This window comes from Rhizocola hellebori, from assembly GCF_016862955.1.
Lineage (GTDB): Bacteria > Actinomycetota > Actinomycetes > Mycobacteriales > Micromonosporaceae > Rhizocola > Rhizocola hellebori.
Genome location: NZ_BONY01000004.1, coordinates 207,019 through 216,616, shown reverse-complemented (window position 1 = coordinate 216,616; position 9,598 = coordinate 207,019). Strand labels below are relative to the sequence as shown.

Below are 9,598 nucleotides of genomic sequence, written 5' to 3'. Positions count from 1 at the left end.
GCCATCGCTGCCAGCGGATCCGTGGTCACCGTGACGATCCTGTAACCACGAACCGCCGTGTATTCGCCGAACACGTTGAGCCATCGGGACATTGCCAACGGCCTGCTCGGAACAAGGACCACCACGCGCGGCGGGCCGAACCGCGAGGTTCCACCACCTGACCGGCCACCTGCCTTAGCCGGTGGGCTACGACGTACCTGTCGAGGCGGGTTCAATCGAGTTCTCCAGCGCGTCGTACGACGACCGGCCGACGTGCTGCGGACGTCATCGCTCACCTTCGAGTAAACGGATGAGTTCCTCCCGTTGGGCCTTGGAAAGTCGTCGCCGGACGTCGTTGGCCGTCGAAATGACCGGATCCAGCGGGGCAGGCGGTGGGGTCTTCGGCACACCGACCTTCCCGATCAGTCCTAGGCGCCGCACGCCCCGGACTTGCCGCTGATCACATTCTTCCCGGAGGCAGGACATGCCGTTCGCGCGCGGGCGCGCTGCTCGGTAGGCGGCCGGATCGTCGGCGTTCTCCACTGGGATGAAATGGTCGATGCCGGTGTGGCCGCAGTTAAGCTCCACGGTCCAGTTCTGCACCATCTGATCCGGCAAGCGTCGACCGACGGCCGTGATGCGCACATCAAACCCCATAGCCTCCGGCTGGCAGGTCAGGCACTTAGTCGGTTCCCCGGTTGCGAGACTCTCTGACTCGTGGCACAGCATCGGTTTGTCGTGCCCGCAATCCAGCTCGACATGCCATCTGGTCGCCGCCATGCCCGCATATTTTGGTTCTGGCTCGCTTGGGGTCAGATACCGAACGGCGGACCTGCCGCTGCTAAGTCGGCACTTCCAGACGATGGGACATCGGGTCCGTTGTGGCGGCGACCTAGGTGCATCGTCCTTCTTCACGAGCCAGAATTCCTCGTGGCTGCATTCCAGCTCCAGCGCGTATGCGACCACCTGGGTCGGCGGCGGCAAATTCGGCACATGCACGTCAAGCAGAAAGCTGGCCAGGACCGAGTTGCCATACTTGTCCATGGCCGCCTTGCGTCCCTGCTCCCGGCGCTGGTCTTGGAATGCTTGCCATTGCGGCCATCTCGCTTTAGCGTCGCGCAGCTTCAATCGAAACGGCGCGGCGTCATCGTCGGCGGTGGGCAGCCTAGCACGCGTCTGAGGTGCACCTTTACGATCGGATCCCTCCCCTATCACGCGGGGTGAACGATCGACGGCCCATCGCGTTTCGCCTGCATCCTGAGTTTCATCCTCCTGGGTGACAGGTGGAGCGACCGAAACCAGTAACAGGTGATCAGGACTTTTGGCTGCACGAGGCCGGGAGACCGTGGTTCTGCGACACATAGGCGCTCGGCCTGCCATTGGTCAGGAGCGTAGATCTCTTGCTCAGCGCGGGTGGCCGCAAGTTGTGCTTGTTTCGGAAAGCCTGAGGCGTGAAAGGACGTCTTCGATGCGAGTGGGTGCCGTGGCGGAGGGTTCTCACCGGTCGCAGTGACCCTCCTGTACCCGATCTCAGTGGTGGGGGGCTACTCGTCATGCTGTCTTACTTCTTCAAGAAGATTGAGCATCACTGTGTGTAGCTGTCGAAGTTTGTCTGGGCTTCCCAGCCTTGCAAGGCTTTCGTGCCGCTGCAGTATCTGGTCATCATTCATTGCTTCGGCCCATGTCTTGATGACGGCGGCGGGCGGGGCGTCTGGGTGCAGGGCGAGAGTTTCGACCATGCCGTCTCGCGCGATAGATGCGAGCATCTTCCGCTCGGATCGCTTCTCAGCTGGCGTGAAGCCCGCCGCGGACAACGCTTGCTTAAGGTTCTGATATCCGATGTTGACATCGATTTGCGGTGGCAGCGGGGAGTGGTCACGTGTGCCGGTCACCAGGATTGGAATTGCGGTGGTGCGTACCCAATCCTCGAGGTAGCCGAGTTCTTTGATGAGCACATGCCAGGTTTCGGTGTGTGGTCGTTGGATAGATACCATCGGCCAGATCGATAGCGGTATTCGCTTGCGGAGTGGGCCTGTGGCCAACGTGTCTCCCGCGAGGGCCGGCTGGTCGGAGCTGGCGCTGATGGAGATATCTGGTGCTTCGACGTCGGGAATGACCTTGGCAACGAAGGTGGCGGCGACAGCTGGCGTGCGGTGCTTGGCGAGGTTGGTGTGTTCAGCAAGCACGCGTAGGGGATGGTTGTCCGCGTCACGGCGGTTGTACGGCTGAAGATCACGCAGTCGAGCGATCAGCGGCGCCCCATCGACCATGGGCGGAAGGTCGGGGCGACGTCGCTGCCGTAACCAGTCCGAGAATCCGTCGCTACTTGTGCTTGCTGGCATCTCGATGCGGCGGGCTTCGCTCGTGTTGAGCTTCCGGCCGATCTGATGTTCCACCTCGGCAAATAGGGTATGTTCGATGGCGGCGCGTAACTGTGTCAACGCATCGGCGGTGAGCCGCGGAATCGATGGCGGAAGCGGTGCGACTCGCGCGACCCTGACATGGCAGAGCAGTCCGTCCGGGATGCTTTCCAGCTCCAGAGGGCCGGGTCGCAGGTAATCAATGAGCCCCTGGGCGACGCGGTAAATCAGTTCGTCGGCGTGGGCCAGCGTGAAAGCCACATGATGCTGATGTTCGGGTAACCACGAGTAGTCGGGCCGGACCGGGCGCATGATCGAAGCGTATCGGTGCTAGAGCTGTAGAGGCTTCAGGCGCCGGCTGGCTGCGCAGAATAGCGGGCGGTAACGGCTGCTCGGCGCTCTTGATGTAACCGGCGGCAGTCCTCTTCGACCGGGGCGCGCGAGACTGCTGACAGGTTGAGCGCGGCGCCACACTGCACGCCTGTGCTGATCGCGGTTGTCTCGGTCTGTCGGATGTCGCAGATAGCCTCGCGGCATGAACAAGAACACCATCGTCATGCCTGCCCTGGAGGACAGGGTTAGCGATTTCGGCTACGGCTATCGGATGAGATGCGAGTGCGGCGCCGTGTCGTCTCTGTCGGCGGAGGATTACTACGCCGAAAAGGACGAAGCACACATGCCATGTGAACACTGTCCGCGATCGATCCATTTCGGCCGCGCGGTCGCGGCGCTACGCGACGAGCACGATCCTGCGCTCGACAACACACGGATCAATACCTTCGCCTGGTATCACACCAGTACCTTGGCCGATTGGCCATTGGCGGTGGACGCGGTGACACGCCGAACTGAACTGGCCGCCAACGCCCACCTCTTCCATCTGCCGGCCGACCACATTGAGCGCCTCGTCAACAACGAGCTCAACAAGGCACTTCATGTCGGGACGTACGGGGCGGCGATCGAGAACATGCTGAGGCGTATTCGCAACCAACGTGACGACCCGACGGCGTTCTATCTGCATCGGGTCGCGCTCCAAATCAGTCCGGATCGAGTCAACACCGGCTACCGCGATGAGAACCACGAGCCCGTGTCCCAAATGACCACGATGGATCTCAGGGCGGAGGGACTCGACGCCGTGCGCTACGTCAACGTCTACGAATCCATGGGATCGATCTCCCTGGCGGTCCTGCCGGAAACCATCGCATGGGTCCAGACCCTCGGCCTCCCTATCAGCGGCCTCACTCCGGCACACAACGCGCCGCTGGTCGAGATGCTGAACCGGGTTCAGCATCAGCTTGACGCGCTGCGCACCTGTAAGCCCGACACGTCTGCGATAAGGCCGTCCGAACTCCGTCTGATGCAGTTGCGCGGCGACCCCGGCCCCGACGGCATCGCGGCCGCGAGCGCCGCCCACGGCCAGAGCGTTCGAGAGTTGCACAGCGAGGTCACCGCCGCGCTCAACCAGCAGTACCTCACCGGCATCTCGCCCAGGATCGCTGACAACTTCAACAGCGCGATCAAATGGCGGTCTGGGCAGACCGCCTCGCAATTCGCCGACTTCTTCGCGGCAAGCGCAGTCGCTTTGACCCGCCCGGATGCGGTCGTCACCCAACTGGCCAGCAGACAACCCCGGCCTGCCCACCTCGGCATAGCGTCAGCTTCTGATGTTTCTGACCCACCATCCAGAGCTACGTAATAGGGCTTAGGTACCTAGGCAGTCGGCGACCGTCCGCTCGCCCGAGCCGCTTTGGAAGCGAGCCGTTTGGCCAAGGCTGCCGTGACCACAAGCCAGACAGCTGCCAGCCACCACGAGAGGACAATGAGTTCAGCAGGATCGGGGTTAGGCTTGCGGGGGTAAATCCACTGCTGAAAAGGAAAAGCGACGATCAAGGCGGCAAGCAGCCCTCCCACCATCGCTGGTGGCACGGAGTTGAAGAACTGCTCCCGCGGGCTCTTTGCATACCTTGGCCTGAAACCTGCGGCCACCAGCACCGCAAGCACGATACCGATCACTGTCTCAAATGGCTCGTAAGGCCCATCAGATGCGCTGATCGCGATCACCCCGGCAATCGCCGCGCCCCCAAGAAGGCCGACCTGGTCGGCATCAATCTTCATCGCTACAGCGTACGAACCCAGAGCAATCGAGAAATTGCCGAAAAGCCGACAGTGTTGAGGTTGGTCTCTACCAAGACACGTGCCCCGGCTTCGGACGCCTTACATCGCCTCACATCGCCTCAAACAATGGCGTCCACGGGTCGAGACACGACACTCCGTCGGGCATAACGAGGCGAGCCATTTCGAGAGGTCGACCAGCTTGATGTTGCATTCAGTGCAACGCGCGCGCTTTACGGGCTACCTCAGCGAGGTGGCCGGCAGCATCGAAGCTAAGCGTCACCACCGGGTATCTCAACGTTGCATCGGATGCCCGCATTCTCGGTCAACTGCTGATCCCGAACGGTTAACGCTAAACCCCAATCCCAAATAGTGACGACAACCAATTCACCAGCAAGCCGAGAGGAATCCCCAGAACAAGCCCAGCCCAGAATGTACGTTTCGACCCAGCGCTAGCTTGGTGTCGCAGACCATTGAGATCGAACGCTATCTGCTGCAGCGTCACACTTGTAATACGGAAGTGGAGCTTTGCGGCCTCGAAATCGCGACGCATTCTTTCGCTAAACACCAGGCCATCCGTCGACATAACCTCCCACCTATATCCATCCAATGCAGGAAGATACTCGGTCTTCCGCAGTGTTGTAGGCGTCGCTAGGTTGCCTGTTCTATCTCGATAAATGCCGACAAACTGAAAGATAGTCGATAGCCGCCTTGCTCCGTCGATGACGTCCCAAACGCCATCTGGACGTTGGGAAACGATAACTGGGGGAATCGGCAATCCAAGAAGGATCGATTCGATAAACCGTGATCTTTGATCATCCGTCCAGGGAACACGCTGAAACTCGGAGTGAATGTCAACTCCCCCATCGCGATAAAGTGAGATTACCGAGCCAATCGACATTGCGAAGCCATCGGAATGGATTTCTCTTGCGCGTGAAGCGACTTGCTCCTCAAGGCCCATCCTCACTCCACTTTCGACTCGATCGCGGCCGCTGAAATTGCCTTCTCGCCCCCTATTTGCCTAACCTGGTCGCTGTGGCGCGCTCTGCACCGGGCTTCACATTGTTAGGCTCGGATACACTCAAGCGTAGACGCACGTCGCTAGCCGCAATCCCCCGAGAGGGAGCGCGACCAGTTCACCACCCGTCGGCAGAACCCCGCCAACATGACGAGGACCAGCAGAGGTGTCGGGCCGGTACATCAAGACGCCACTGAGTGACCGACTCTCGTCATCCGAACATAACCAACTCTCTTCGCACGCGACTCCCGCAGTCGGAACGTGAGTTATCCGCCTATGCCCAGTAGCGACGACAGCCAATTGACCAATACTCCGATCGGCAGCCCAAGCAAGAGTCCAGCCCAAAACGTACGCCTTGTACTCGATGTAGCCTGGCGCCGAAGTCGATTGACGTCCACCATGATCTGTCTGAGCACTTCTCCGGTGTCGACAAGAGCGGGTGCTTCGAGTGCTGCCGCTGACTTTCGCCTCATCTCTTCAAGTGTGGCTAAGACACTCTTCGTGCTATCTGCCATGCCTTTCCCAAGGAAGATTGCGCCAATGCCAACCCAAAGCGCAATGCCGAATAGTGCCGCAGTGATCAACACATCGACATCACCGAACATCTCTGGATACATGCGACACACCTCCTTGCTAGGGGCGCTGCTGTTACAACTCTCACGGTCGTATCGCTATCTCACCGACCTTATAGAGGATGCGGCGGAACACTCGTCGCGCGCCTGCTCGGCACGAGGCACCGTACCGGTAGTGAATCATAGCCATCCAAAACGTTGACCAGGTTCTACACATCTCCAGCGTGGTGACGGTTTCGAGGAATCTGGGGAAGCGGTCAAGCAGGCCAGCCCGAACGCGTAGACGGTCTTGAGGACCGCGGCGTCACGGGTCGCGGACGGCGCGCCCTTGCGTTTGGACGCGCCGCCATCGGCCACGCGTTGATCGACCATATCGAACAACGGCTGCACTTCGTCGTAGGACAACGGCCAGCGGGTGGGCGGCCATCGTGCACCCGCGCCTGATGCAACATCGTTACGGCAAACGCGACAGGCTCGAACGCCAACCGATCCCTCGAAACATGATCTGTTGCACTGCAAGCAATTCCAGTCTAGTAGGCGCCTAGTTGGTTGGTGCGCGTGCAATATTACGATATGCCGTATTCCCGGTGCTGATGCTAGAACAAGTTGCATATTGGTCGTTTGTCAGTGGGACGTCAGGTGATCCAGAATCTTGGCGGTGATGGCTCGGGCTGCGCCGGAGATGAGACCGGTGATAGCAGCGAGGGTGACCTTTCGTCGCCAGGTCTTCTCCGTCAGCTGTTGTGTCATGGCGTGCTCCCGTCGCGGGTGTGGTGGGAGGAGCCGGCCGGTTCTCCCTAGAACACCTTCGAGGAAATCCCTTGGTCCGCCTATACGGCATCGGCTTGGGAGAACGCCGAACGCGATTGGAGGCATTCGAATGAGTGACCAGGAGTGCTGACGCAGATTCGTAGCCCTCTACGCTGGGTTGGATGGTGTTCAGCGAGGGCCACCGAACAGATAGGAGGTCGGGCGGTGAGCAGGGACCCGGTCGTTGTCAACGTGGGCGACGTCGATCCCGCGGGCGTGCACACCCTGTCCGAGCTTGCCAGTGCGTTCCAGTGGCTGCGAGGCTCGATGTCTTACGCCGCTCTCGACAAGGTAATCAACCCAAACCGCGGTAAGGGTACGCGCGCTCTACCGCCATCCACGCTGAGCAACATGCTGCACGCCAAATCCGTCCCTACACGGGAGACGGTGGAGAGGTACCTAGCCGCGTGTGGCCTGGGCGACAAGGCGCGGAAACCATGGCTGGCGGCGTGGGAGCGGGTGGCCACCAGCCATTTACGCCGCCCGGCAGGCGGGGTGCGGGTGCGGGAGGCTCGACCCCGGCTGCTTGGTGTCCACGCCGCGATCCACGTCGACGGGGCGGACGGTGAACTGCCGCCCTATGTGCCTCGGGATCTGGACGCGGAGCTATGTGCCGCGATCGTTGCGGCCGCCGAACGCGGTGGGTTGGTTCTGCTGGTCGGGAGTTCCTCGGCGGGGAAGACCAGGGCGCTGGTCGAAGCGGTTCGCGCCGTTATGCCAGAATGGTGGCTGGTCCACCCGGCCGACGCCGACGCGATTCGCCGGCTTGCAGTCGAAGCTCCTCCGCGCGCGGTGGCGTGGCTGGACGAGTTGCAGCGCTATCTCGACACGGGCACTGGCCTTGCCGCCAGCGTAGTTCGGGACCTGATTGCTGCCGGGCTTGTGCTCGTCGGAACGTTGTGGCCCTACGAGTACACCAGCCGGACCACACGGCCGGTGCTCGGTCAGCCAGACCCTCACGGCAACGACCGCCAATTACTCAATCTGGCCTACGTGGTACATGTACCGACCGAATTCAGCCCGGCCGAGCGGAGCCGCGCCGAATCCCTGGCTGGCGACCAGCGCATCCGCATCGCACTGGACTCACCCGACGGTGGCGTCACACAAGTCCTCGCCGCCGGACCGGCCCTCGTCCGTCGATGGGACAACGCCCCCGACCCGTATAGCCGGGCGGTCATCACTGCCGCCCTCGATGCCCATCGGGTCGGCGTCCAAGCCCCGCTATCCCGACAGTTGCTCGCCGCCGCCGGCCCCGGCTACCTGACCGCAGCCGAGCAGGCCACCGCATCCATTGACTGGCTCGACACCGCACTCGGCTACGCCACCACCGTCGTGCATGGCGCCGCCGCCCTACTAAATCCATTACCGGCCGGAATGGGAGCAGTCGCGGGATATGTCGTGGCCGACTACCTATATCAGCACGGCCGCCGCATCCGACGCACCGTTCACCTTCCCGACGTCGTTTGGCAGGCACTCATCGACCACCACCATCCCAACGACACTCTGCGACTGGCCGATGCTGCGGAACGCCGGGGTCGTTCGCAAAACGCCGAGGCCTTCTACCGCAGCGCATCGGACGCCGGGGGCGAAACCGCGGCCGACGCCGGTGTATGGCCTGTGGCGGTAAGGCTGGCCCGTGTAATCGCCGAACAGGGACGTATCAACGAGGCATTGGATATCCTTCGCCCTCGAGCTAACTCTGGCGATGAGGCCGCCGCCCATGCGCTGGTCGACTTGCTCGTCGACCAGGGTTGCGTAGACGAGCTGCGCGAGCGGGCCAATGCCGGGGACTCGAACGCTGCGTACCGGCTTGTGGATGTTCTAACCCAGCAGAACCGCCTTGAAGAAGGGGTGAGCATGCTTCGCGAGCGAGCAAACGCCGAGTCATTCGCGGCGCGGCTGGCTGACTTGCTCGCCCAAATGGGTCGCATAGATGAGTTGCGCGACCTGGCCGACGACGGCAACGCTCATGCCGCCCGCCTGCTGGCGAATCTGCTTGCCGCGCATGATCGCGTCGACGAGTTGCGCGAACGGGCCAGCGGTGGAGATCTGCAAGCCCGGCAGCGGCTAGTCCAGCTACTCAGAGAACACGGCCGCGTTGACGAGGCGATAAGTAGTCTGCGCGAATGGGCGCACGTCGGCGATCGGAAGGCCGCCGACCTGCTGATTTGGTCGCTCGCAGAAGACGGCCGCGTGGACGAGGCGGCGGCCATCCTGCGCGAACTGTCCGACGCCGGCGACCCGGAAGCGGGCAACCAGTTGATCCGGCTGCTCGCCAAGAACGCAAAACGAATCGACGAAGGACTGAACGTCCTGCGTGAGCGGGCCGCCGCCGGCGACTGGATAGCCAATGGAGACCTGGTTCGGCTGCTCGCCAATCAAGGCCGCGTCGATGAAATTCGCGACCTTGCTGACAACGGCAACAATCATGCCGCCTTCGCCCTGATAGATCTGCTCGTCGAGCAGGACCGCGTCGATGAAGCTGCAGGCATCCTGCGCAACCAGGCCGACGCCGGTAACTGGACCGCCGCCCTCCGGCTGGCCCTTCTGCTGGCCGAACAGGGCCGCGTCGATGAACTTGAAGCCGAAGCCAATGCCGGCACACCCACCGCTGCCGCACAACTTCGCTACATCCTGCGAGCCTCCGAGGTCGAAAATCCCCGCAATGGCTAGGCCCCTTGTCTCAATTAACTGGCGCAGTGTCGATATTTGTTTGTGCTGTATTCCTCGGCGGCCCCGCCGCTATCGAG

General features: G+C 61.8%; 8 protein-coding genes. 2 read left to right on the top strand and 6 right to left on the bottom strand.

Annotated features, from left to right (window positions below; genetic code table 11):
- Nucleotides 1-264: 264 nt before the first annotated feature.
- Together Rhe02_RS04890 and Rhe02_RS04885 are read right to left on the bottom strand one after the other, a co-directional pair.
- Entirely contained in the window at nt 265-1,023 is a 759-nt protein-coding gene (locus Rhe02_RS04890) for a hypothetical protein (protein ID WP_203906842.1), read from the bottom strand.
- 500 nt (nt 1,024-1,523) lie between these two features.
- Nucleotides 1,524-2,651, bottom strand: a complete 1,128-nt coding sequence (locus tag Rhe02_RS04885; protein ID WP_203906841.1) for a hypothetical protein — start codon at nt 2,649-2,651, stop codon at nt 1,524-1,526.
- A 223-nt stretch (nt 2,652-2,874) separates the two neighbouring features.
- Between Rhe02_RS04885 and Rhe02_RS04880 the strand changes: the two genes are divergently transcribed.
- A complete protein-coding gene (locus Rhe02_RS04880; RefSeq protein ID WP_203906840.1) occupies nt 2,875-4,032 on the top strand; it encodes a hypothetical protein in 1,158 nt (385 codons plus the stop codon).
- A 14-nt stretch (nt 4,033-4,046) separates the two neighbouring features.
- Here the strand turns inward: Rhe02_RS04880 and Rhe02_RS04875 are convergent, their stop codons facing one another.
- From Rhe02_RS04875 to Rhe02_RS50465, 4 genes are all read right to left on the bottom strand, one after another.
- Nucleotides 4,047-4,451 (bottom strand): hypothetical protein, encoded by a 405-nt coding sequence (locus Rhe02_RS04875; RefSeq protein ID WP_203906839.1) that lies wholly within the window; start codon nt 4,449-4,451, stop codon nt 4,047-4,049.
- Between the two features lie 349 nt (nt 4,452-4,800).
- A complete protein-coding gene (locus tag Rhe02_RS04870) occupies nt 4,801-5,409 on the bottom strand; it encodes a DUF262 domain-containing protein (RefSeq protein ID WP_203906838.1) in 609 nt (202 codons plus the stop codon).
- A 323-nt stretch (nt 5,410-5,732) separates the two neighbouring features.
- Complete coding sequence (locus tag Rhe02_RS04865) at nt 5,733-6,083, bottom strand: hypothetical protein (RefSeq protein WP_203906837.1); 351 nt, start codon at nt 6,081-6,083, stop codon at nt 5,733-5,735.
- A 579-nt stretch (nt 6,084-6,662) separates the two neighbouring features.
- Complete coding sequence (locus Rhe02_RS50465; RefSeq protein ID WP_275412144.1) at nt 6,663-6,788, bottom strand: hypothetical protein; 126 nt, start codon at nt 6,786-6,788, stop codon at nt 6,663-6,665.
- Nucleotides 6,789-7,040: 252 nt separating this feature from the next.
- On the opposite strand from Rhe02_RS50465, the gene Rhe02_RS04860 reads away from it, so the two are divergent.
- Nucleotides 7,041-9,521: a tetratricopeptide repeat protein gene (locus Rhe02_RS04860; protein WP_203906836.1), complete on the top strand. Its 2,481-nt coding sequence runs from the start codon at nt 7,041-7,043 to the stop codon at nt 9,519-9,521.
- The last annotated feature ends 77 nt before the right edge of the window (nt 9,522-9,598 follow it).

Coding starts and splice junctions, on each gene's coding strand:
- Rhe02_RS04875 (WP_203906839.1), bottom strand. CDS start 4,451: ATGAAGATTGATGCCGACCAGGTCGGCCTTCTTGGGGGCGCGGCGATT.
- Rhe02_RS04890 (WP_203906842.1), bottom strand. CDS start 1,023: ATGGACAAGTATGGCAACTCGGTCCTGGCCAGCTTTCTGCTTGACGTG.
- Rhe02_RS50465 (WP_275412144.1), bottom strand. CDS start 6,788: ATGACACAACAGCTGACGGAGAAGACCTGGCGACGAAAGGTCACCCTC.
- Rhe02_RS04865 (WP_203906837.1), bottom strand. CDS start 6,083: ATGTATCCAGAGATGTTCGGTGATGTCGATGTGTTGATCACTGCGGCA.
- Rhe02_RS04870 (WP_203906838.1), bottom strand. CDS start 5,409: ATGGGCCTTGAGGAGCAAGTCGCTTCACGCGCAAGAGAAATCCATTCC.
- Rhe02_RS04880 (WP_203906840.1), top strand. CDS start 2,875: ATGAACAAGAACACCATCGTCATGCCTGCCCTGGAGGACAGGGTTAGC.
- Rhe02_RS04885 (WP_203906841.1), bottom strand. CDS start 2,651: ATGCGCCCGGTCCGGCCCGACTACTCGTGGTTACCCGAACATCAGCAT.